At 36.1% G+C, this 22,820-nt stretch carries 21 protein-coding genes; 11 read left to right on the forward strand and 10 right to left on the reverse strand.

Annotation, left to right across the window (positions count from 1 at the left end; genetic code table 11):
• Positions 1 to 82: 82 nt before the first annotated feature.
• Positions 83 to 3,139, reverse strand: a complete 3,057-nt coding sequence (locus D2K60_RS02295; RefSeq protein WP_117168372.1) for an efflux RND transporter permease subunit — start codon at positions 3,137 to 3,139, stop codon at positions 83 to 85.
• A 132-nt stretch (positions 3,140 to 3,271) separates the two neighbouring features.
• Between D2K60_RS02295 and D2K60_RS02300 the strand changes: the two genes are divergently transcribed.
• On the forward strand, positions 3,272 to 4,510 hold the full coding sequence (locus tag D2K60_RS02300) for an aminopeptidase (RefSeq protein ID WP_117168373.1): 1,239 nt from the start codon (positions 3,272 to 3,274) through the stop codon (positions 4,508 to 4,510).
• A gap of 53 nt (positions 4,511 to 4,563) precedes the next feature.
• Here D2K60_RS02300 and D2K60_RS02305 read toward each other — a convergent pair whose 3' ends face one another.
• Positions 4,564 to 5,811, reverse strand: coding sequence for a hemolysin family protein (locus tag D2K60_RS02305; RefSeq protein WP_117168374.1), 1,248 nt, complete (start codon positions 5,809 to 5,811; stop codon positions 4,564 to 4,566).
• A gap of 284 nt (positions 5,812 to 6,095) precedes the next feature.
• On the opposite strand from D2K60_RS02305, the gene D2K60_RS02310 reads away from it, so the two are divergent.
• Positions 6,096 to 7,118, forward strand: a complete 1,023-nt coding sequence (locus D2K60_RS02310) for an acyltransferase family protein (protein ID WP_117168375.1) — start codon at positions 6,096 to 6,098, stop codon at positions 7,116 to 7,118.
• Between the two features lie 574 nt (positions 7,119 to 7,692).
• Here D2K60_RS02310 and D2K60_RS02315 read toward each other — a convergent pair.
• Together D2K60_RS02315 and D2K60_RS02320 are read right to left on the reverse strand one after the other, a co-directional pair.
• On the reverse strand, positions 7,693 to 7,908 hold the full coding sequence (locus tag D2K60_RS02315; RefSeq protein ID WP_117168376.1) for a hypothetical protein: 216 nt from the start codon (positions 7,906 to 7,908) through the stop codon (positions 7,693 to 7,695).
• A 98-nt stretch (positions 7,909 to 8,006) separates the two neighbouring features.
• Positions 8,007 to 8,882, reverse strand: coding sequence for a fructosamine kinase family protein (locus D2K60_RS02320; protein ID WP_338048331.1), 876 nt, complete (start codon positions 8,880 to 8,882; stop codon positions 8,007 to 8,009).
• A gap of 111 nt (positions 8,883 to 8,993) precedes the next feature.
• On the opposite strand from D2K60_RS02320, the gene D2K60_RS02325 reads away from it, so the two are divergent.
• Positions 8,994 to 9,302 carry a YwdI family protein gene (locus D2K60_RS02325; protein WP_117168377.1) on the forward strand — a complete coding sequence of 103 codons (309 nt, stop codon included), beginning with the start codon at positions 8,994 to 8,996 and terminating at the stop codon, positions 9,300 to 9,302.
• 49 nt (positions 9,303 to 9,351) lie between these two features.
• Positions 9,352 to 9,720, forward strand: a complete 369-nt coding sequence (locus D2K60_RS02330) for a DUF423 domain-containing protein (RefSeq protein ID WP_117168378.1) — start codon at positions 9,352 to 9,354, stop codon at positions 9,718 to 9,720.
• A gap of 1 nt (position 9,721) precedes the next feature.
• Here the strand turns inward: D2K60_RS02330 and D2K60_RS02335 are convergent, their stop codons facing one another.
• The 3 genes from D2K60_RS02335 to hemQ all read right to left on the reverse strand — a co-directional run bounded on the left by D2K60_RS02335 (position 9,722) and on the right by hemQ (position 11,513).
• Positions 9,722 to 9,973, reverse strand: a complete 252-nt coding sequence (locus D2K60_RS02335) for a hypothetical protein (RefSeq protein WP_117168379.1) — start codon at positions 9,971 to 9,973, stop codon at positions 9,722 to 9,724.
• 61 nt (positions 9,974 to 10,034) lie between these two features.
• Complete coding sequence (gene gerQ, locus D2K60_RS02340; RefSeq protein ID WP_420818808.1) at positions 10,035 to 10,511, reverse strand: spore coat protein GerQ; 477 nt, start codon at positions 10,509 to 10,511, stop codon at positions 10,035 to 10,037.
• Positions 10,512 to 10,766: 255 nt separating this feature from the next.
• A complete protein-coding gene (hemQ, locus tag D2K60_RS02345; protein ID WP_117168380.1) occupies positions 10,767 to 11,513 on the reverse strand; it encodes a hydrogen peroxide-dependent heme synthase in 747 nt (248 codons plus the stop codon).
• A gap of 336 nt (positions 11,514 to 11,849) precedes the next feature.
• Between hemQ and pta the strand changes: the two genes are divergently transcribed.
• Together pta and menC are read left to right on the forward strand one after the other, a co-directional pair.
• Positions 11,850 to 12,821 (forward strand): phosphate acetyltransferase, encoded by a 972-nt coding sequence (gene pta, locus D2K60_RS02350; RefSeq protein WP_117168381.1) that lies wholly within the window; start codon positions 11,850 to 11,852, stop codon positions 12,819 to 12,821.
• Positions 12,822 to 12,933: 112 nt separating this feature from the next.
• A complete protein-coding gene (gene menC, locus D2K60_RS02355) occupies positions 12,934 to 14,007 on the forward strand; it encodes an o-succinylbenzoate synthase (protein ID WP_117169083.1) in 1,074 nt (357 codons plus the stop codon).
• A gap of 135 nt (positions 14,008 to 14,142) precedes the next feature.
• Here the strand turns inward: menC and D2K60_RS02360 are convergent, their stop codons facing one another.
• Positions 14,143 to 14,985, reverse strand: a complete 843-nt coding sequence (locus D2K60_RS02360; protein WP_117168382.1) for a lipoate--protein ligase family protein — start codon at positions 14,983 to 14,985, stop codon at positions 14,143 to 14,145.
• A gap of 142 nt (positions 14,986 to 15,127) precedes the next feature.
• Between D2K60_RS02360 and D2K60_RS02365 the strand changes: the two genes are divergently transcribed.
• From D2K60_RS02365 to D2K60_RS02380, 4 genes are all read left to right on the forward strand, one after another.
• Positions 15,128 to 16,432: an HD domain-containing protein gene (locus D2K60_RS02365; RefSeq protein WP_117168383.1), complete on the forward strand. Its 1,305-nt coding sequence runs from the start codon at positions 15,128 to 15,130 to the stop codon at positions 16,430 to 16,432.
• A 52-nt stretch (positions 16,433 to 16,484) separates the two neighbouring features.
• Entirely contained in the window at positions 16,485 to 16,976 is a 492-nt protein-coding gene (locus D2K60_RS02370) for a YwgA family protein (RefSeq protein ID WP_117168384.1), read from the forward strand.
• 132 nt (positions 16,977 to 17,108) lie between these two features.
• Positions 17,109 to 18,029, forward strand: coding sequence for an ABC transporter permease subunit (locus tag D2K60_RS02375; RefSeq protein WP_162880669.1), 921 nt, complete (start codon positions 17,109 to 17,111; stop codon positions 18,027 to 18,029).
• Positions 18,026 to 19,090, forward strand: coding sequence for an ABC transporter permease subunit (locus D2K60_RS02380; RefSeq protein ID WP_117168386.1), 1,065 nt, complete (start codon positions 18,026 to 18,028; stop codon positions 19,088 to 19,090). The genes D2K60_RS02375 and D2K60_RS02380 overlap by 4 nt, the downstream gene beginning before the upstream one ends.
• Before the next feature lie 40 nt (positions 19,091 to 19,130).
• On the opposite strand, the gene D2K60_RS02385 is transcribed toward D2K60_RS02380, so the two are convergent.
• Positions 19,131 to 19,313 carry a 2-hydroxymuconate tautomerase gene (locus D2K60_RS02385; RefSeq protein ID WP_117168387.1) on the reverse strand — a complete coding sequence of 61 codons (183 nt, stop codon included), beginning with the start codon at positions 19,311 to 19,313 and terminating at the stop codon, positions 19,131 to 19,133.
• Between the two features lie 138 nt (positions 19,314 to 19,451).
• Here D2K60_RS02385 and D2K60_RS02390 point away from each other — a divergent pair, with 138 nt between their 5' ends.
• The gene (locus tag D2K60_RS02390) at positions 19,452 to 19,973 is read left to right on the forward strand and encodes a YwhD family protein (protein WP_117168388.1); all 522 of its coding nucleotides are present in this window, start codon (positions 19,452 to 19,454) and stop codon (positions 19,971 to 19,973) included.
• A gap of 747 nt (positions 19,974 to 20,720) precedes the next feature.
• On the opposite strand, the gene D2K60_RS02395 is transcribed toward D2K60_RS02390, so the two are convergent.
• Positions 20,721 to 22,718 (reverse strand): transglycosylase domain-containing protein, encoded by a 1,998-nt coding sequence (locus D2K60_RS02395; protein WP_117168389.1) that lies wholly within the window; start codon positions 22,716 to 22,718, stop codon positions 20,721 to 20,723.
• Positions 22,719 to 22,820: the final 102 nt, after the last annotated feature.

Genomic DNA, 22,820 nt, shown 5'->3' on the forward strand with positions numbered 1-22,820 from the left:
ATTCTTCAAACAATAATCTTGTAAAATATAATGAATAAAAGAGCATCTCCTAATTTGAGGAGATGCTCTTTTAGATTTGTGCTTATTTTCGAATGCGGTCCATTGTTACGTAAAACGCTGGTAATAACAAGAGCGTTAAGATGGTTGAGAATAACAAGCCGAAAACAATCGAAACTGCTAATGGCTTAAACAGTACATCTCCCGTGAAAATAATTGGTACAAGCGCCGCGATGGACGTAAGAGTTGTTAATATGATCGGACGAATACGAGCACGACCAGCTTCGGTTATAGCCTTTATCGTTGACTCATATTTTACTTTGTTTTGTTCAATAAATTCAATCATTAAAATTGAATTTCGAACGACAACACCGGATAAGGATATAATACCTAACACGGCTAAGAAACTTAATGGCTGTCCTGAGATGAATAGTCCAACAATTGCGCCTGTAATGGCTAAAAATACTGTACTTGTCACAAGCAATGGCGTTAACAAGGAGTTAAATTGAATAGCAATCGTTAAGTATATCAAAAACAGAACAATCAAGAATAGTTTTGCAACTTCAATAAAGAAATCTGATTCAGCAGACGATTCACCCGTTTCTAAGATTTGATACCCTTCTGGTAAATCTTCTTTAACACGAGCAATAATTTCATCTGCATCTGTAGTGAAGGATTGCCCCTCACCGTCAACTTCATATCCCTCAATTGTAATCGTGCGCTCACCGTCTAGGTGTGGAATCGCACCAATTTGTTCAGTTGTCTCGGTTGTAATAAATGTATCAAAACTTACCATAGTAGGAATACCATTTTCAGTCTGATTCGTTAATGCAACCTCTAATGTGCTCAAATCAATACCTTCTGGATTTCCGTCATCTAATCCTAATTGGATAGGTAAACGTTCAATACCATTATCGAAATTGCCAAGAGGTACGCCTATGTTAGCTAATTGTAATGTACCTGTTACTTGATCAATGCTGATACCTTCCGCAGCTAAAAAGTCTCGATCAATCTTATAGTTTATAAATGGCTGATCTTGACTTGTGTTACTCGTCACAATTTTAGCTGTTTCTAAGCTAGCTAGTTCTTGTTTGAGATTGTCTGCAATTGTAACGAGTTGATCAATTTCAGGTCCTTGAACCTTTACTTCTACACTTGAAGAAGGAGGTGGACCAGAAGTAATTGTTTCTAAGAATAGTTCAGTATTAGGGAATTCCGCACGTAAAGCTGTTTCCCATTGATCAATAAATGTACTTGCATCTGTTTGATCACGATCTACACGAACAACTAATTGTCCTGTGTTTTCTCCTGATCGCGTTAAAGAGGAATTAAATATGCCTGGTAGCCCACTACCGCTGTAAACGGCTGTTTCACTTATATCATCTGCTTGTGAAACTAAGAAACTTTCGATTTCTTCAAGTTCCTGGTTTGTTGATTCCAACGTTGTTCCTTGTGGTAACATAGCTGAAATAGTAACCTCGGCACGGTCGGCCGCTGGGAAAAATTCAAACGGAACTTTAAAAGCCAAAAGAACTAATAATAAGCATAAGACTACGCCGCTTGTTACTGTCAACCAAGGTTTTTTAAGTGTTGCAGGAATAATTTTGTCTGCATAACTTCCTTCCATTTTACTGAAAAGAGGTCCTAAAAGTCCGGTTTTAGATTTTGTTTTCTTCGTTTTTGAATATTTTTGTTTTGTATATTGTATCGTTGGTATCATGGTTAGTGCCAATAAAGTCGAAGCGACTATTGTACAAATTAACGCTAAAGGCAAGGAACGGATAAAGTCTCCATTACTTCCTGATAAAAAGGTCAACGGTAGAAAACTGAATACAATCATCAACGTTGAGGTAATAATCGAAACAGATATCTCACGTACCCCATTAATTGTACCTTTAAGTGCTGATTCACCCATTTGGAATCGCCGCTGAATATTATCGTTTACTACAATCGCATCATCAACTAAGATACCGATCGCAACAATCATCCCGATAATTGATATTTGATTTAAATCAACACCTGCATAAGGTAAAGGAATGAGCCCGATAATAATCGAGATTGGTATAGCCAATGCTACTAGGATGGCTGATGATAGTGGTAATCCCAATAACATGATAACTAGAACAGCGATTAATGATATCGCAAATGAAGTAATAAGACTTGAATAGACCTCATCTATTACTGTACTTTGCGTGTAAAATTGGTCAACAGTTACTTCACTAGGAAGACCCTGTTCTAATGCTGCAATCTTCTTATCAATTTGTTCCTGTAAATCAGCAATATTTACGCCTTCTTTTGCTTGAATGGTTAAAGAAAGCGCATATTGATCCTGATAACGAATAATATCCTCGACGGGATCATCTGCGATTTCTAGCGATGCAATATCTACCAAATACACAGGTTGATTGCTTGCATTTTGACCAATTAAAACATTCTCTAGATCATCTATTTCTTGATAAGATTCGAGAGACAGTTGATAAATCCCGTCATCTTGTTGTTCGGTACCAATTGCTGTTGGGGCAATTGCTGTATTTAGTGCTGAAATAACTTGATTAGGTTGGATTTGATTGCTACCTAGATCATCTGGATTCATGGTAATTGCAATGGATTGATCTGGTAATCCTTTTGTTAAAATCGCTTCTACTCCAGCAATTTCAGTTAATGTTTGTTTCCATTCGTTTACCGACGCGCGAAGTGCAAATAGGCTAGCTTGATCATCAGCTAGTAAATGATACGTCGCAACATTTGAAGTGACAATATCAGTATTTACAGAGGCTGGTAGAGCAGTTTCAGGAAAAGACGTACTTTCTTCCGCTGCAGCTTGGCGAATTGTGCTATACACTGTAGATGCTTCAACATCACTATCCAGTGAAATAGTTATCGTAGAAAAACCGGTAGTCGATGCGGATGATAGTTGTGAAATCCCATCAATACCTTCTAATGCGTTTTCAAGCGGATTGGTAATCGTTTGTTCAACTTCCTCAGGGTTTGCACCAGGATAAACGGTAGAAATGGATGCAATGTTTTGACTGATTTCAGGTATGTCACGTTTAGGTAGCTGGATATATGTAAATATACCGGTGAAAAATAATAATATAATAAAAACCCAAACGATTTTACGGTAATGTAAAAGCAGTTTCATATATTTCCTCCTAGACTTTATTAGTGTTCATTATATCAGATCAATTTTTTAAATGCCTCTTAGATAAGCTATTTATTTTTTTGAAAATGTGAAATAATAGTAATATAATACGTAGAAAGTGAGGGGATTAGAATGCCTCAAAAAGAAATAGTAACAAAGTATGGAGAACTTGCAATTAAAACAGGTGTTAATGTCCAACAGGGACAGGGGTTAATTATTAATGCTCCAATTGAAGCGGTAGATTTTGTTCGAAGTCTTACAAAAGAGGCTTATAAAGCAGGCGCAAAAAATGTTCATATCCAATGGAGTGATGATCAGCTTACTTATCTAAAAATGCAACATGCTCCTCTTGCAGTGTTAGAAAACTTTCCAACTTGGCAAGCAGAGGGTTTGATTGAAATGGTAAAGGATGGATACTCCCTTTTAACCGTATACGGACCAGATCCGGATTTACTGAATGGAATTGATGGCGAACGTATTAGTGCCGTGACAAAAGCAAGTGCAAAGGCATTAAGCGAATATCGTGATTACGTGATGAATGATCGCGTGACATGGTCAATAGTAGGTTATGCATCAGAAGCATGGGCAAAAAAAGTATTCCCAGATTTACCACTAGACGAAGCACAGGAAAAACTATGGGAACAGATCTTCTTTATTACACGTGTAGATCAAGATGATCCAGTAGCAGCGTGGCAAAAGCACAATCAAACGTTAAAGTCAGCCCGAGAGTATTTGAACGAGAAGCAATATAAAAAATTGATCTATCGTGCAGAAGGAACTGATTTAACTATTTACTTACCAAACGGCCATATTTGGCAAGGTGGATCTGGACCTTCAGACAAAGGGATAGAATTTAATGCAAATATTCCAACAGAAGAAGTGTACACATTAGCTGATAAATATGGTGTAAATGGTACAGTGGTGAGTACAAAACCACTTAGCTATGGCGGAAACATTATCAATAATTTTAGTCTAACTTTCAAGGATGGGAAAGTAATTGATTTTACAGCGGAAGAAGGAGAAGAAGCGTTGAAAAACATGCTCGATACAGATGAGGATGGTGCCAGGCGACTTGGAGAAGTAGCACTGGTTCCACATGAGTCTCCGATTTCAAAGTCAGGGTTAATTTTCTATAACACGTTATTTGATGAAAATGCATCGTGTCATTTAGCTTTAGGCAAGGCGTATCCAACTTCAATTAAAAATGGATCGACAATGTCTAAAGAAGAACTTGATCAACATGGGGTAAACGATAGTTTAATTCATGAAGACTTTATGATAGGTTCAAGTGAGATGAATATTGATGGTGTAACAGAAGAAGGAGAAACCGAAGCGATTTTCCGAAATGGCAACTGGGCAATTCAAATATAGTTTAAAGAACATGCGTGCCAAATCAATTAAGATTGGCACGCATGTTTTTTATGTTATTCTTTTATTTGGACAACAATCTTTTTAACTCTTCTATCTGTAACCTCATCTACAATAATGTTTAATTTGTCGTATGAAAAGGTGGCGCCTATCTCTGGGATTGCCTCTAATTTCTCGATAATCCAACCACCAAGGGTATGATAAGAACTTTTTGGAATAGGTACATTCATAATATTTGCAAAGTCATCTAAAGGATATTGTGCATCAAGCCTATAGTTAAGCTCGTCGATTTGGAAAAGGGAAGTTAACTTTTCATCCTGCTCATCCCATATTTCCCCTACAATCTCTTCTAAAATATCTTCTAAAGTTATTAAACCTGCTGTACCAGAGAATTCATCTAAAACAATTGCCATATGAACTTTCTCTTTTTGTAGAGTTGGTAATAAAGTTGAAATATTTGTTGATTCTACAATGAATAAGGGCTCTCTGAGCAATTCCCTAACATTAAATTCTTTATATCTAATCATATGTGTGAGGAAATCTCTTTCTGACAATATTCCAATTATATTATCAGTATTACCTTCATAAACTGGTATTCTTGAAAATTGTTCTGCAAAGAAAATTTCTTTTATTTCATCTAATGGTTGATTAATATTAATAGCAATCATATCCATACGAGGGGTCAAAATTTCTTTAGCAATCGTATCATCAAAATCCATCGATCGGTGAATTAATTCTCGTTCTTCTTTATCAATAACGCCTTCTTCTTCACTAATATCAAGCATTACTTTCAACTCATCTTCAGTAACAGAAGGCATTCCATCACTTTTAGCAAAGAATTTTGAGACGAATACTTTTAATTTAATAAATAGAAAGTTAATAGGGGCAAGTACTTTTATTAAAAGAAATAATATACTGGAAATCCTCAAAGCGTACGTTTCAGCATGTTCTTTAGCTAAAGATTTAGGTAGTATTTCTCCAAAAATTAATATTAAGATTGTCATTACAATTGTACTAATTACTATAGCACTGTTTCCTCCGACTAAGTCAGTAGCTATTTTAGTAGAAATACTTGCAGCTGCAATGTTCACGATGTTATTACCGATTAAAATTGTTGATAAGGATTTGTCGAAATTTTCTGAAATATACAATGCTTTTTTACTTCCACTTTTTCCTGCTTCAGCAAATTTTTTGATTCTAATTTTGTTAAGACTAGAATACGCTGTTTCGGCAGATGAGAAAAAGGCAGATAACAGGATTAAAGATATAAGTAAAAAAATCGCATTCAGTGGTAAATCGTCCAAAAAAAGTCACGCTCCTAATAGTTTAAAATGATTTTTGAAACCTAAATTGAAAAGGTATACAAAGGATATTATAATATAAAGAATTGTGCATGTATAGTTTATTATAAAGTGGCTAGTTATAAAAGATAAGATAGCAGATTAGTAAATAAAGTGAATTAATTACAAAGATTACATTAGATTAAAAATCAATTACAAGTTGATTAACGGCATTTAAATTTGCTTATCTTATCATATAATGGGTATATAGATAAAGGAGATCTTTCAACTAGATAAGGGTGAGTGAAATGAAGCGAGATGCTTTTTTTGATAATGCTAAATTTATATTGATTTTTTTAGTGGTATTTGGTCACATGATTCAACCGTTCACGCAAGATTCAGCAATCATGCGTGTCAGCTATGATTTTATCTATCTATTCCATATGCCTGCATTTATTCTTCTCAGTGGCTTCTTTGCTAAAGGAATAGGAAACGCGGGGTATATTTGGAATCTAACTAAAAAGTTAGTATTTCCATATATCATTTTTCAAGGTGTATATTCGGCTTATTATTATTTAATTGGTAATGCTAGTTGGCAAACACCAATTTTTCAACCACATTGGTCATTATGGTTTTTACTAAGTTTATTCTCTTGGCATCTGTTATTAATCGTATTTAAAAAAATGCCACCATTGGCTGGGATTATTAGCGCAGTCGGAATTGGCATTATAGTTGGTTATATAAATGGTATTGGAGCGGAATATAGTCTTTCTAGAACTTTTGTCTTCTTCCCATTCTTCTTAATGGGTTACTGGATAACAAAAGATCAAATAAAAAATCTAACGCATCCAATTGTGAAACATGTAAGTTTTGCAATAATGAGTATAGTAGTAATACTACTTGTCTATCTACCTAGTTTTTCATCGCATTGGTTACTGGGATCGTTTGCTTTTGCAGATTTGGATCAACCAATATGGGGTGGTTTCATACGTCTAGGTATTTATCTTATTGCAACAATTCTAATTTGTAGTCTATTTGCTTGGATTCCACGTAAACAATATCGATGGACAAATCTGGGACAACAAACACTCTATGTTTATTTATTGCATGGATTATTCATTCAATTCTTTCGCGAAGCTGGATGGTTTAGGGTAGACCACATACTTGATGTATTTGGATTAGCTATATTATCACTTTTAATTGTTTTGCTTTTATCAAGCAAAACGGTGTTTATATCGTTTCAACCAATTATCGAGGGCAGATTGACGCAAATAAAACTAAGAATAATGGAAAGAAAAAACAGAAAAGACAAACAAGTAAACTATCAATAACAAAGGACTTTTCGCGAGTATTGTTACTCCATTCGAATTTGATAGAAGCTGCGACGTAACAGAAGACCCTTACCCGCTTCACAAGTGAAATGGGCTCGCTTTCCGGTGGGCACAACCTCAGCTATCTATCGAAGCAAAAATCGCTTCGATAGAGGATCTTCGGTTTGTGCTGTTCCCACTGGAGTCTCACCCATTTCACCTGCTCCGCTAGTTTTGTCTTGAAACATTTTATGAACTACAAATAAACACATTAATCATTAGTCTCTTGAAAATGTTTCGATTGATTCTGTCTTACACTTAAAAATAGTTCCACTAACTAGCGAAGGAAGCAAATGCTTGACACTCCTACGGGAACAGCGCGAGCTGAAGATCCACTTAGTAAAGCGTTCTTTGATTTACTAAGTTAGCTGAGGCCGTGCCCGTGGAAAGGGAAAGCATTTGCTGACGTAGCGAATAAGACTATCGACGCAATGAAATGTTACGTCGGAGTTTATAGAAATTTAGTCATAAACGTAATCTTTTAGGAAACTGCAATAACAAAACAGGTACCCATAATGGATGCCTGTTTTGTTTATTAACGTAAAAGATAGGTGAATCCTGCGATAGCTAATGAGAAAACGGCTATTAAACCTGTATATAACGCAAGTTTTGTCCGGAAGTTGCGGTGTTCGCTTGTTTCAGATTGATAACTAGAGCGTTCTCGATGTGATTGTCTATCTGTCGGAACACCACCAAGGGAAAGCATTGAAACAATCAAGGCAGTCACACCAATGATAAGAAAAACTGTCAAATCGATACCCCTCTCTAGAAAAATACTTTATTTAAAAAACGTTTGATATTTTTGCGTATTACAATATAGTACGTATGAATTTTTTGAAAAGTTTCATTTTAGACGTATCTGTGTAAGATTCGATCTACAGAGCTTCCGTATCCTTCACCAAATAAGGTTAAATGGATAAGCAAATAATAGAGCTGGTATAAAGGTTTCACATCATTATAATAATCTTCAATAGGCATAACTTCATTATAGGCCTTATAAAAGTCGTCTGGAAATCCACCAAACAATTCGGTAAAAGCTAATTCGAATAAATGATCACCGTAGAAAACAGCGGGGTCAATTAAGTATGGTTTACCATTAGCACCAGTCAACCAATTCCCGCCCCAAAGATCACCATGCAAGAGAGAAGCTTTAGGGAAAGAGGGAATCCAATTATCTAGATCATTCATTAGCTTTTCTAATTTCGTATAGCGTTCGTATGGCAATCTGCCGCGTTCACTGGCGATGTGAAGTAGTGGTCGCAAACGATAGTCACGGAAATAACCAACCCACGTATCTGTAAAATGATTCACTTGTGATAAGGATCCGATAAAACCATCCTGATCATAGCCGTACATTGAGTGGCTATGTTGATGAAGCGAAGCAATTTGCTGACCTAGCTCAATTGTCGTCTTGGCTGTTGCTTGTCCTTCAATCCAGTCCATTATAAGTATGGCGTGTTCATGTTGCTTTGGTTCATTATAGTAATGGACATAGGGAACCGCTATTGTATTGGTATCCTTAATTAATTGAATCCCATTTGCTTCAAATTTGAAAAAATTAGACGGGACATCTTGATTTATTTTCACAAAATAAATTGTGCTATTTGTTTGAACGCGATATGCTTGGTTAATATCTCCACCTGAGATAGGTTTAATAGTCTGAATAGCCGCATTTGGATTGATTTTTTCGATTGCTTCGTGTATGATTCGTTTCAATCTGTTCACTTCCTTTAACTAATTATAAAGGGACATCTTAGATAATTTCAAATGCTATCTATTTTAACTAAAGCAAACGAATTGTATAATAGGAAAAGAAGTTTTAGGGAGGCATAAAAAGTGATAACAAATAAAAAGGTATTACAAAAAATGCAGCAAGAAATACAATTGGCACTTACAAAACATGATCAGGTTGCAGAAGTGAAGGAACATGCTCGAGCAATTCGGTTGTTATCTGACTTAGTTTTAGATACGGAAGAAATTGTAGACAAGCCTGCACAAACGCATGATGCACAAGAAGAGCTTGAACTTCGAAAAATGATAGGCGAACAACCAGTCCAGCCGAAACCGAATAGCGGAAGTGTTTCTACACAATCAAAGCCACTTGTTGAAGAAGATGCAAATGGCGATTCATTATTTGATTTTTAAATAGGAAAGTGTGTATTTTAAATGAAAAATATAGTAAGGGGATGGAAAAATGAAGTTATTTTTATTACTTGGTATTATTAATGGATTTATCGCTGTTGCATTAGGTGCCTTTGGTGCACATGGACTAGAAGGGAAGATTACGGAAAAGGCAATAGCTACGTGGGAGAAGGCTGTTCAATATCAAATGTTTCATACAGTCGCATTACTAGCTACAGGATTTTTATTAGCAAAGTATCAAGTCACAAGTATCTCGATGGCAGGTTGGTTCTTTCTAGCAGGAATTATTCTCTTCTCGGGTAGCTTGTACATTTATTCGACAACCGCAATTAAGACATTTGCATTAATCACACCGCTTGGAGGCGTGGCTTTCTTAGTAGGTTGGGTGTTACTAGGCTATGCTATTATGAAATTCAGTTAATTTAGGTAGCATACAAATAACTAACAAAGATTAGGATAAGGATAACGCGTAAAACATGATAGGCAAATTGAATGGTATCATGGTTCTTCCATCCAATAAGCCCTTCACATAATAGGTTAACAGCTAGCATGAGACAAGTGACGTAAGCAAGAAATATGTACCCGGAGAACAATGTTATAATCCCGAATACAATAGCTAATAGTAATGTTGAAAATTCTAATTGTAATAACCTTTGATACGGATTACGCATCATGCTCTTCCTCCAAAAAAGGAGTCCTTGCATCTTGATTAGGAAGCAAGGACTTCTTATTTATCTATTTGCGGGCACCAGGAAAATCGTAATTAATCTCTCCGTCAAATGTAATATAATCTAAATAGACCATTAAAAGGAGATAGCGTTTTGCTGTTTCTGGGTCACTAATAATGATGTGGTCTCTACCAGCAGCTTCAATTACACCTTTAAAAACTTTTGCATTCCAGCGATCATTGTTTTCAAAAGTCATATAAACAGTAGCGACTTTGCCTTTGTTTAGGCGCAAAATGTTTTCAATGTAAGATTCTTCTAAAGGTAACATACCTGGTACTTGGCTAGACGAAGGTTGAGTTTGAGTAGGACTTTGATAGGCTTGTGCAGGATAATAAGATGGTTGTTGATATCCTTGTTGGTACATACCAGGTGTGTAACCGTAATTGGGCATTTGCTGTGGCTGATACATCGTTTGACCTTGTAAACCTTGTTGCTGTGTAACTTTATGGGTTGGTTGCCCCGGCATTGGTTGGGCTTGTGCCATATATCCCCCAGCAGGCGTTTGGCGTAGCTTTTTTTCATCAGTCATTTATTATTCGCTCCTCTCATTATTTTACTTATATTAAGAAATTCTCCACTACCTATACTTATGCATAGGCGCAAAAAAGATGAACAAATATGGCAAGATAATTCAAATGCAAAAGACTTTTTTTCGTAACCTTGCTATTTTAAACATAGGAACAACAATTTTTCAAAAAAGCCCATAATAAAAAGCCACGCATATGCGTGGCTTTCTAACTTAAATATATAAAAAAGTAGGGACTGTCTCTTTTGTTAAAATGTTCCCTACATAAAATTTACCAAATTCACCATACTTAGCACTTACTTCATCAAAACGCATTTCATATACTAATTTTTTGATTTCAAGTGCATCTTTGGCAAAAAGTGTAACACTCCATTCCCAATCATCAAAACCCATTGAACCAGTAATGATTTGTCTGATTCGGCCCGCATATTTACGACCAGTTAAACTGTGTTCATACATTAAGCGACGACGATCTTCCATTGGTAGGGAATACCAGTTTTCATCGCCTTCACGACGTTTGTCCATAGGATAGAAACAAATATATTCCCACTTAGGAAGACGAGGGCGTAAACGTGCTTGTGTACCAGGGTTAGCTTCAGGGTTTTCTCCTTCTTTAACCATATATTTAGATAACTCGACAACTGACACATAAGAATAAGTTTGTGTTGTGAAAGCTGCTAGTGAAGATTTATTGAACTTTAATTCAGCCTCGCTTAATTCTTTCATCGTTGGACGCAAGATCATAAAAATCATATCAGCTTTGTGGCCTATAATTGTATAGACAGCATTACTTCCGGTTTTTGCTTCATCAATCTCTTCCCAATTTGATAAAAGTGTTTGGAATTCAGCAAGAGCTGTTTCTCTTGTTTCAGTTGAAGCGGCTTTCCATGCTCCCCAATTTATTTTGCGTAGATCATGTAAGCAATACCAACCATCCATTGTTTCTACTGCTTCTGCCATATGTATCTCTCCTTATTTTGTAATTATTATAATCTAAAATGGTTTATAGATTTAATATAACATAATTCGGGAATAGTAATCATACAGGAAATTTAAATTTGAATGATTTAAGGCGTTACAGAAAAAATATTGTCATGAATTAGACAAAATTTAATTTTAATCTGATTCAGACAGTAAAGTAGCGCATTTTCTAACGTCAAGAGGTAGAAAATGAATAAAAAAGGGAGGAGAAAACAAGATCAAGATCATGATTTTTAAAAAATAATCGGTATCACTTTCATTCACACACAAAAAGGCGTATTATATATAACAGAATAGATTCTGGAGGGTAAAAATATGAGTAATTTATATGACATGCTAAAAGGTAGATTAAAAGGGAAAAGCAGAAGAATTGTATTCCCAGAAGGATCAGACGAAAGAATTTTAAGAGCTGCAAGTAAATTAGGTGATGAAGGTTTAGTGCAACCTGTACTAGTCGGATTAAGAGATAAATTAGAACAGCAAGCGAAAGAATTGAATGTTTCATTAACGAATGTAGAAATTGTTGATCCTAACAAATATGAAGCATTTGATGAAATGGTTGCAAGCTTTGTTGAACGACGAAAAGGGAAAGCAACAGAAGAAGCTGCACGAAAAATGCTTTTAGATGAAAATTATTTTGGAACAATGCTTGTTTATATGAACAAAGCAGATGGTTTAGTAAGTGGTGCTGTCCATTCTACTGCAGAAACTGTTCGTCCAGCTTTACAAATCATTAAGACAAAAGAGGGTATTAAAAAGACATCAGGCGTATTCATTATGGTACGCGATGAAGAGAAGTATGTATTTGCGGATTGTGCGATAAATATTTCGCCAAATAGCCAAGATTTAGCTGAAATTGCTTTAGCAAGTGCGGATACAGCTAGCTTATTTAATATCGATCCACGTGTTGCGATGTTGAGTTTTTCAACAAAAGGGTCTGCTAAATCAGAAGAAACAGATAAAGTTATCGAAGCTGTAAAAATTGCCAAGGAACAACGTCCAGAATTAACTTTAGATGGTGAATTTCAATTCGATGCTGCTTTTGTACCAAGTGTAGCAGAGAAAAAAGCACCAGATGCAGACATTAAAGGTGATGCAAATGTATTTGTATTCCCTGGATTAGAAGCAGGTAATATTGGTTATAAAATTGCCCAGCGTTTAGGTAACTTTGATGCTGTTGGTCCAATTTTACAAGGGTTAAATAAACCGGTAAATGATTTATCACGCGGTTGTAACACAGATGACGTTTATAAATTAGCGATCATCACTGCAGCGCAATCTGTATAATAAAATATCTATCAAGAAGGGTTCCGCTGAAAAAGACGGAACCTTTTCTGTATCTTTTGGGGGAGGGATTCAATTGCTTATAATAAATCGCGTCGTGCTGCATCACCTGATAATGGAATATAAACACCCGTTTGTGACAAGTTTTGGGCGCGTCGAGCATAAGGATTTTTATATTATAGAAGTTATTGATGAAGACGGTGTGAGTGGTTTTGGTGAAACAGAGGCATTTACAACTCCCTGGTATACAGAAGAAACAACAGAAACAAATCGACATGTGATAGAAAAATTATTAGTACCATTACTAGTAGCAACACCAATTGCCCATCCAGAAGAAATTACGGAGCGCTTTCAAAAGATTCGTCGTAATAACATGGCAAAAGCGGCTGTAGAGAGCGCTGTTTGGGACCTATTTGCAAAAAAGAAAAAACAACCGCTTTACCAGATGATTGGTGGAACGAAACAAGTAATCGATGTGGGCGTAAGTATTGGACTCCAAACATCTACGCATCAACTTTTAAAAGTAATTGAAGCCAAGCTTTCTGATGGATACAAGCGTGTTAAGTTAAAAATAAAGCCTGGAAATGATGTGGAACTTGTTCGTGAAGTAAGGCGCGCGTTTCCAACAATTGATCTAATGGTAGATGCGAATTCAGCCTATAAACTGTCCGACTTGAAGATTTTGCAACAGTTAGATCAATTTAGTTTACAAATGATTGAACAACCATTAGCGAACGATGATTTTGTTGAACATGCTTCATTACAAAAACAATTGCAAACACCAATTTGCTTGGATGAAAGCATTCATACATATAGTGATGTGAAAACAGCAGTAGCACTTGGAAGCTGTCAAATTATTAATGTCAAAATGAGTCGTGTTGGTGGGATCAAGCATGTTAAAGAAATAGAAAAATATGCAACAGAACATAACATAACGCTTTGGTGTGGTGGCATGCTCGAAGCGGGTGTTGGCAGAGCACATAGCCTTGCAGTTGCAAGTTTAGGCCAATTCACATTACCTGGAGACACAGCAGCATCAGACAACTATTGGCATCGTGATATCATCGCACCAGCCGTGCATGTAAAAAATGGCCAAGTTCATATTCCAAATAAACCTGGAATTGGATATGAAGTTGACAGAGAGGCTCTAGAGTATTTTTCAATAGAGAAAATAGTTTTGAACAATTAATTAAAGGCATCTATTAGGTGACAGATGAGGATTCTGACGGAGCGAGTGATTAACGCCCGATTAAGTTAAAGATCGCCCGAATAATCAAAATAACGCCCAATAAATCAAATCTGCGCCCAATTAAAAAGCACGCGGTTAAGCTAAATCACCGAGTGCTTTTTGATTTCTATCAATCATATGTTGTTTTCTTTTTTTGTATTCGATACTTTCTTCTTCTATTAAACCATCTTGATCACTTTCTCCAGTCAAATTCTCCAATAGAGTTGTTAGCTTGTTTATCACTTGTCCGACCGTAATCGGCTCGCCTATTAATTCAGATAAGGAGCGCATAGTTTCAGGTTTAACCGACGGATAAGTGAATTTTGATGTTTCCCCGCGTAAGCCGAGGGTGTAAAAGTGTCGGATTAATTCTGCACGTTCCTGTCCATCACCTTCTACCGAAATATAAATTTGAACAGCTATTCCATCACGAACACGTCGTTGTGAGATACCGGCAAACTTTTTACCATTGATACTTAAATCATACTCCCCAGGACAATATGATCCAACAACCTCAAATGCTTTAATATCATTCGTATAATCTGCCAATAGATCTTCAATGAAGGCAACCATAATATCGTATCCTTGATGAATGCCGACTGTATTTCCTCCAGAAAGTAGGAGCGATATGTTAAGCACACCTGAATCAAGGACGACGGCTAAACCACCTGAGTTACGGACAACCGTTTGATACCCTTGGCTTTGCAACCAGCTAACAGCTTCTTCCATATAAGGTAAGCGTGCATCTGATATTCCTAGCACAACCGTTTTGTCATGTACCCATAATCGAATCGTGTGTGGTGCTGTATGTTTACTAACAGACAGAGCGATAGCATCATCATAAGCAAATGAATCCATTGCCTTTTTGATCACACCTGGATCACTATGGTCAATTAGTCGATATGTTGTTCCGGTAAAAAAAGATTTCCAGTCTATCATCTGTTGTACTCCTTTGTGTGTAGCCATTGTTTTGAAAATTATCCGATTGTTAAAGTTTAGTGCCTCTTTTAGAATAACCAAAACTATTATATAATGAAATGATAAATTGTGCAGAAAAAAAGGAAACGGAAAGGATTAGAAAATGGCTTATAAGGACGAACAATTATATGAAGAAAAAGTTTTTAAAGACCCTGTCCATCGCTATGTTCATGTGAGAGACTTGGTAATTTGGGATCTTATTGGAACTGCTGAATTTCAGCGTCTACGTCGAATTAAACAGTTAGGCACAGCCTATGTAACATTTCATGGGGCTGAACATAGTCGATTTAATCATTCTTTAGGTGTTTATGAAATTGTTCGGCGCATATTGTTTAATTTTGAAGGACGAGCTGATTGGAATAAGGACGAGCGTCTTCTTAGTCTATGTGCTGCATTACTTCACGATCTAGGCCATGGTCCGTTTTCTCATTCTTTTGAAAAAGTTTTTAAATTAGATCATGAAGACTTTACCAAGAAAATTATTTTAGGTGACACAGAAATTAATCAGATATTGCGTAAAGTAGAGCCGGGTTTTCCACAAAAAGTGGCAGACGTTATTAATAAGACGTATGAAGATAAATTGGTAGTTAGTATGATTTCAAGCCAAATCGATGCTGATCGGATGGATTATTTGCAACGGGATGCCTATTTTACTGGTGTTAGTTATGGCCATTTCGATATGGAGCGTATTTTACGTGTCATGCGTCCGATTGAAGATCAAGTCGTGATTAAAGCTTCGGGAATGCACGCGGTAGAAGACTACATTATGAGTCGCTATCAAATGTATTGGCAAGTTTATTTTCATCCAGTTAGTAGAAGTGCTGAAGTTATTTTATCAAAAATTTTGCATCGTGCAAAAGATTTATATCAAAAGGATTACGCCTTTTCTTTAGAACCAACACATTTCCTTTCTATTTTTGCAGGAAAAGTAACAGTGAAAGATTACTTGCGATTGGATGAATCAATTGTTCTCTATTACTTTCAAATGTGGCAAGAGGAAACAGATCCTATTTTAAGAGACTTATGTCGCCGTTTTATGAATCGCAATCTATTTAAATATATTGAATTCAATCCCAATCTTCAATTGAAAGAATCACGAGAATTAACGCGTTTATTTACTGAAGTAGGAATAGATCCAGCTTATTATTTAGTTGTTGATTCTTCCTCTGACTTACCATATGATTTCTACCGTCCTGGTGAAGAAGGCGAGCGTTTGCCAATTAATTTATTAATGCCGAATCAAGAATTAGAAGAATTATCAAGGCAATCTGACATTGTTGAATCAATTTCAGGAAAGAAAAGAACAGATCATAAGTTGTATTTTCCGTTAGATTTTGTTCAAACATTACCAGATGATAATCCGAAAAAAGCTAGAATAGAAGTTTTACTAGGTTTGAGAAAAGAATAAAGATTGCAGATCTGAAAGTATTTTTAACAAGTTTGGAATAGGGGATGTTTTTATGTTAGCAAATCATGCTAAACTGATGAAGTTTTTCATGACTTCTGGCGAAATTGTTGGTCGAAAAAAAATGCAAAAAATGATTTATATCTTAAAACAATGTGAGATACCTTTCGAAGAAAAATTCGAATTTCATTTTTACGGACCATATTCAGAAGAATTATCATTAAGAATGGAAGAGTTATGTAACTTAGGCTTTATTGCAGAACAAAAAGAAAAAAAGAGCAATTATTATCAATACCGTTATACAATTACAGCTGATGGTGAAGACTTTCTTGAACAATCTGACGTAAACCTTCCGCCCTTTGAAGATAAAATTGAAAAGATGAAAGAGAAAAGTTCGCGATTTCTGGAGCTTGTCTCAACAATGCTTTATTTTAACGAGTTAACAAAAACAGAAGTAGAAGAAAAAGTACAAGTTGTCAAAAAAAGTTCAAATTACACACCAACCGATATTGAAGAAGCATGGGCGTTTATTAAAGAATTGCAATAATAAACTTTTTAAAAGGCCTTAACGAGAAAAGCGCAGCAACTAATGCTGTGCTTTTTGCTGTCTGGAGATTTATTGTTAATTTTCATAAATTTCATTATAATGGAAACTAGTAATGAGAAAGGGGTTGTAAGAGTGAAGAGGCTAGCACGTTTTTTACTATATTACATAGCAGGTTTGATAGGTATCCTGATCGTTAGTAGCGCACCTATACTATTTCAACCTACTTACCTTTTTAACGTATCTGCATTTTTAAATCAATTCATCTCCCTTACAAAAGCATTAATACAACCAGATAGCTGGACATATTTTTATTTAGATCGGGAGGTATCTGTTTTTTCGATGTTATGGAATCCCTATCTCTATTCAATAAGAATTTTCGTTAGTGCTATCATTTTGGGGTTTCTTGTTGCATTTATAGTAGCGATAATAACGCTATTTTTACCGAAAATAGCAATGCAATCTATTAAACGTTTACTAGGATTGCTAGAATCAATCCCAGATTTGATGGTGGCTTTTTTATTACAGTTGGGCATTGTGATGATTTTTCAACATACCGATACTTTATTGATGCGATTTGTAACGTTAGGTGATGAGCGTATCTATTTAGCACCTATTGTAGTTTTATCCTTTTTGCCAATGGTTTCACTCTATCGAATCCTTATCTTATTGATCGAAGAAGAGTTGATAAAAGACTATGTTGAATTGGCTCGGAGTAAAGGAATTAGACAAAGCTTTATTCTAGTTAAACATGTGCTACGCAATATTATGAAGAGTGTTTTTTATCAGTCAAAAATTATCGTTTGGACAACGTTATCTAGTTTATTTGTGATTGAATATATGTTTAATATTAATGGAATCTCCAGTTATGTGCTGGAAGACTTTCGTTCGATTGTCCTTGCTGTTGTGCTGTGGATGATTTTTACCCCGTTATTTCTCCTTTATCAAGGAGTGGAGATATTCGTTTTTAATGAATCATATGATTCACATCCTGTAGCTTCAGTAAAACAAAAGAAACGCTGGCAAACACTTAAACAATTGGGGGCTCGAAAATGAAATATGGCTATCAATTGGTAAAAGGACTAGGAGCGCACTTGAAAAATCCTAAGTTCTTAATTGGCTTTCTGACCATCTTTGGAATTCTTGTTGTAAGTATTGGCCACTCCATTATCCAAGAAGAACCTGTAAGACAATATGTGTTAGTTTATGATGAAGATGGTGGCTTAGTAAGTTCTAAACCGCACCCACCTTCTAAATATGTCCCTATGGGCAGTGATCTTCTTGGATATAGTATTAGCGACCAATTAATTACTGGAGCAAAATATACGATCCTTTTTGCAAGTGGAGTCGCTTTATTACGTATATTAGTTGGATTTCTATTTGCAATTCCCTATGTGTTTATGCTGAATAATAAGTGGAGAAGAATGGTTGAGAAATTAGTTGACGGCTTTCACTACTTACCGCTGACTGTTCTAGCAATTGTATTGTTAGCACCTTTTGTAATGGGTTCAACAGGAGGGTTTGAATATAGTTTAACGGAACGTATCCTTGTACAAGGACTTATCTTAACTATTTTAGTAGTGCCGCTTCTTACGGTTTTGATTGGTAATGAGATGCGTTTGATATTAGGAAAAGAGTTTATCAATGGTGCTAGAGTTTTAGGAGCGTCTAATCGGCAAATTATTAAAAAACATGTAATGCCACACTTAAGTGCTAGATTAGGTTTGATTTTTGGTCAACAGTTTATTCAAGTTTTAGTGCTGCTGATGCATTTAGGCTTATTTGGTCTATTTCTAGGTGGAACAAGTGTGATGTTTGATGAAGTTTATAAAGCGCCAAAGCATTCTGTCACATTTGAATGGTCTGGACTGATTAGCAATGCAAGGGAGGCGTTCATGACTGGTCATTATTGGATTGTTGTGCCTGTCTTTATTGCGTTTATGGTCGTGATTATTGCGATGCAACTTATTGTCCAAGGAATACAAGAGGTACAGCAGAGAAGAGTAGGCGTTGGAATGTCTAGAAGGAATAGAAATGTATTTAAACGGAAGACAAAAGCAACTGACAATTCTACAAAAGTAGCATCGGTGAAACCAGAAGACTTTCATTTCTTATAAAAAATACCCTAGTAATTTCTACTAGGGTGTTCTCTAATCATCAATCAATCAGACGTTTACCACCGACACCATATTGACTTTTATCAATATCTTCAATAAATACGATGACTTTCTCTTTAGACGCTCCAGTTGTTTCACTAACTGCCTCTGTAACCTTTTCGATGAGTGCCTTTTTTTGCTCGTCTGTACGACCTTCTAACATTTTTACTGTAACGTATGGCATAATAACTCACTCCTTTTCTTTTACCATTATACTTAAATTAGACTTTGAAATCATTTCTAAGCTTTGCAAGATGAAAAGAGGCTATCCAATATGCTACAATAATAGCACTAAGATAAGTCGTTTAGGAGGATTTTAATTATGTCTAAAGAAGATGGATCAAAGCAGAAGAAAAGTAATGCTTTTACAATAATGAAAGACGATTCGACAGATGGCCATGGTGGTTATGGTATTGGAGCGGTTAGTTTGGAAAATATATCACCAGTAATTATCGACCCAAATGAAAGCCGTGCTTTTGTTGATATGGGTGCCATGCACGCCCGAAGTGAAATAGAGCGACGTGTGAAGTTTCTTCCAAACAAAGACGAAGTGCCAAACGGACTATTATATTGGATTGTCTGGGTCACGGTTGAACGGGGAGAGAATGGTCCTTATTACTATGGTGTTGCAGGTAGTGAAGTACGCGTAGATAGATCAATTAAGCGGGCTTATAAATCAATGCCTGAACATGTTACGCATATGGATAAGTCAATGAAAGGAAAATATATAGTAGAACATATGGATGATGCATCTAAGAAATTATTAGCTGACTTTTTACGTTCGTTTGATGCAAAAATGTGGGAGAATGCACCGGATGAATTAAAAGAGGCACTACCAGCATAATAATATGCACTAAAAAAGGATTCTGCTCTCTGCGGAATCCTTTTTCTTCGTACTCAACTTTCGCAGAGTGAATCAGGCGTTTAAGTATAGGTATTACTTGGAAGTCTCGCAATCCAAAATAGAAGCTGACTTCACGCTTCTTTCGAAAACATCTGACGAACTTGAGAGAAACTCCGTCGTAAGTATCTTCGGTTTGTGCTGTTCCCACAGGAGTGTCAACCATTTGCTACCTTCGCTGATTAAAGCAAATATTTCTAAATGTTAAACAAAATTAGTTATTACAGAAATTAGTAGAAGATGCTAAAAAGCGGTAAAAATGTTGGTTTTTTAATTCATTATGCAATAGATTACCTGCTAAATATTTATGAACTAATCTAGGGTATCAAATTAAATTGACGACATCCTCGAAAATAAAAATCTATTTTCTTCGTGCGAAGTATTGCTGTTGAAGTATTCCTTGTCCTGCAGGAACAGCACGGGCTGAAGATCCACTCGGAAAGCGTTCTTTGCTTATCCGAGTTAGCTGAAGCCGTGCCTGCGGAAAGGGAGTCAATTTCATTTGAGGAGCGGGTCTGGAAATTCTTTTTTAAGACAGAGTCTATGATAATTCTGTCATTGATAACAATCTTTTAGAAAGCAGATCTATTTAAAAATGTCACGTAATAGAACAAATATAAACCAAACGCAATACGGCCAACGATTAGTGTTTACTTTTTAAGTGAGAAAGTTGAGGTCGTATAGATTAATTTAATCTTCTGGTTGATGAACAGAGCAATAGTGTTCAGGAACTGTACCCGCAACAAAATACATCAGTTGTCTATTTTCACAGTATGGCGTAGCTAATTCACCACTTGTTGGATCAATATATGCTGCAACAATGCCAGCGGGTGCGTCAAAGCTTTCAACGGCTTGGTTCGCATGAACAGCTTCCATGAAATCAGCCCATATTTGCTTGGCAGCGTGTTGTTCTTCTGTTTTATTGATCGCTCTGTTGTCGTCATAACCTGTCCATACACCCATCACGAGTTGTGGACTATAACCAATCATCCAGCTGTCGGTTTCGGTTGTACCTGACTTTCCTGCATACGTATGTTGCAATTGATCTGCAATTGATTCTCCTGTGACGTGCATATAACCATTTAAATTGGGATTAAACATCCCAGTCATTAATTGATTCAAGATAAAAGTTTGTTGCGGATCAAGAACTTGTTTTTGCTTCTGTTTTGGACGCTGATAAATAATCTTTCCTTTAGAATCAGTTATTTTTTCAACGGTATGTGGTGTAAGAGAACTGCCACCATTTGCTAACATGCTATAAGCGGTTACCATTTCTTTCACACTAATGGATGCCGTTCCTAAAGCAAGAGAAGGTACTGCTTTAAGCTCACTTGTAATTCCGAACTCACGTGTAGTATCAATTAAGCGCTTCGGAGTTAAGAAAATATTTGTTTTTACCGCATAGATATTATCACTGACAGCCAGTGCTTGTGCTAATGTGACAGGTTGATCGGCATAATAACCGTTGTAGTTACTAGGTTGATAACTACTGCCATCAGCTAAGACAAAGTTGGTTGGCTTACTCATTAATGTTGTGCTTGCCGTATAACCATTCGTCAATGCACTATAATATAAGAAAGGTTTAAAAGTGGACCCGACCATTCGTTTTGCTTGGACGGCTCGGTTATAGGGACTTTCTGTGTAATTCTTCCCACCTATTAGGCCTGTAATCGCACCTGTTGTCGGTTCCATTGCAATCCCACCGATTTGCAACGCGCTACTTGTATTGATTTTAGTAGCTACTGATTGATCTAATTTCTCTTGGTGTGTTTCGTCTAACGTTGTATAAACATGGTACCCACTTGTACGAATAACCTTAGGCTCTTGTGCTAAGATCGTTTCCATTTCGGCTAAAACAATATCTTGGAAGTATGGTGCGATAGAATCTGTAGTTGTTGGAAATGCACTATTTATTTGTAGATCTTCTCTTTCTGCCAAAAAGGCTGTTTGTTCTTTAATTATTTCTTCTTCAGCTAATGCAGATAAAATTCGCTTTTGACGCTCTTTTGCGTGATCATAATGATTAATCGGTGAGTAATAACTTGGACTATTCGGTATACCAGACAATAAAGTTGCCTCTGCAAGGCTAAGATCAGCACTTTCTTTTTTAAAGAAATAGTGACTAGCAGTTTCAATTCCATAAGCACCATGGCCATAATAAATCGTATTAAGATAGCCTTCCAGCAAGTCGTCTTTACTATAGAAAAGCTCTAACCGCATGGTATAAAAAGCTTCTTTTATTTTTCGTGACCACGTTTTTTCATGTGATAAGTAAAGGTTGCGTGCATATTGCTGGGTGATCGTGCTCGCTCCTTCTTTCTTTGACCCGCTACTGATATTGACTAAAACTGCTGCCAGAATTCGCTTAAGATCAAAACCATGATGACTGTAGAAATTTTGATCCTCAGCTTGTATCGTTGCATTAATTAGTGTCGGATTAATGTCTTCTAAATCGACCCAATAGCGATTGACTACACCTAATTCTTCGCCGATTTTGGTTCCATCTGAACTATAATAAATCGTGTTTTGGACAGTAGTTAAAGGAGGCGCTCCAAGAACTAGCGCATATGTGTAAATAGATAGTGAGAAAATAATGATAGAAAGGGAACCGATAAAAAAACTAATTGCAATAAAGCGAAGAGGTCTGTGCTCTATTTTTTGAAATATCTGTTTGAATAGCTTCATCATTTTATTGAAACTCCTTTATACGGCCAAATGCGCTCTGGATAGTAGTATCATTATGGTGGAAATGACACATATATAAACGTATGGATTCGACAAATTTAATAA

This window comes from Paraliobacillus sediminis, assembly GCF_003426055.1.

Bases quoted from the DNA above. Each gene is read 5' to 3' on its own strand.
- D2K60_RS02295 (WP_117168372.1), bottom strand. From the start codon at position 3,139: ATGAAACTGCTTTTACATTACCGTAAAATCGTTTGGGTTTTTATTATA.
- D2K60_RS02300 (WP_117168373.1), top strand. From the start codon at position 3,272: ATGCCTCAAAAAGAAATAGTAACAAAGTATGGAGAACTTGCAATTAAA.
- D2K60_RS02310 (WP_117168375.1), top strand. From the start codon at position 6,096: ATGAAGCGAGATGCTTTTTTTGATAATGCTAAATTTATATTGATTTTT.
- D2K60_RS02330 (WP_117168378.1), top strand. From the start codon at position 9,352: ATGAAGTTATTTTTATTACTTGGTATTATTAATGGATTTATCGCTGTT.
- D2K60_RS02335 (WP_117168379.1), bottom strand. From the start codon at position 9,973: ATGATGCGTAATCCGTATCAAAGGTTATTACAATTAGAATTTTCAACA.
- gerQ (WP_420818808.1), bottom strand. From the start codon at position 10,511: ATGGCACAAGCCCAACCAATGCCGGGGCAACCAACCCATAAAGTTACA.
- hemQ (WP_117168380.1), bottom strand. From the start codon at position 11,513: ATGGCAGAAGCAGTAGAAACAATGGATGGTTGGTATTGCTTACATGAT.
- pta (WP_117168381.1), top strand. From the start codon at position 11,850: ATGAGTAATTTATATGACATGCTAAAAGGTAGATTAAAAGGGAAAAGC.
- menC (WP_117169083.1), top strand. From the start codon at position 12,934: ATGGAATATAAACACCCGTTTGTGACAAGTTTTGGGCGCGTCGAGCAT.
- D2K60_RS02360 (WP_117168382.1), bottom strand. From the start codon at position 14,985: ATGATAGACTGGAAATCTTTTTTTACCGGAACAACATATCGACTAATT.
- D2K60_RS02365 (WP_117168383.1), top strand. From the start codon at position 15,128: ATGGCTTATAAGGACGAACAATTATATGAAGAAAAAGTTTTTAAAGAC.
- D2K60_RS02370 (WP_117168384.1), top strand. From the start codon at position 16,485: ATGTTAGCAAATCATGCTAAACTGATGAAGTTTTTCATGACTTCTGGC.
- D2K60_RS02380 (WP_117168386.1), top strand. From the start codon at position 18,026: ATGAAATATGGCTATCAATTGGTAAAAGGACTAGGAGCGCACTTGAAA.
- D2K60_RS02385 (WP_117168387.1), bottom strand. From the start codon at position 19,313: ATGCCATACGTTACAGTAAAAATGTTAGAAGGTCGTACAGACGAGCAA.
- D2K60_RS02390 (WP_117168388.1), top strand. From the start codon at position 19,452: ATGTCTAAAGAAGATGGATCAAAGCAGAAGAAAAGTAATGCTTTTACA.
- D2K60_RS02395 (WP_117168389.1), bottom strand. From the start codon at position 22,718: ATGATGAAGCTATTCAAACAGATATTTCAAAAAATAGAGCACAGACCT.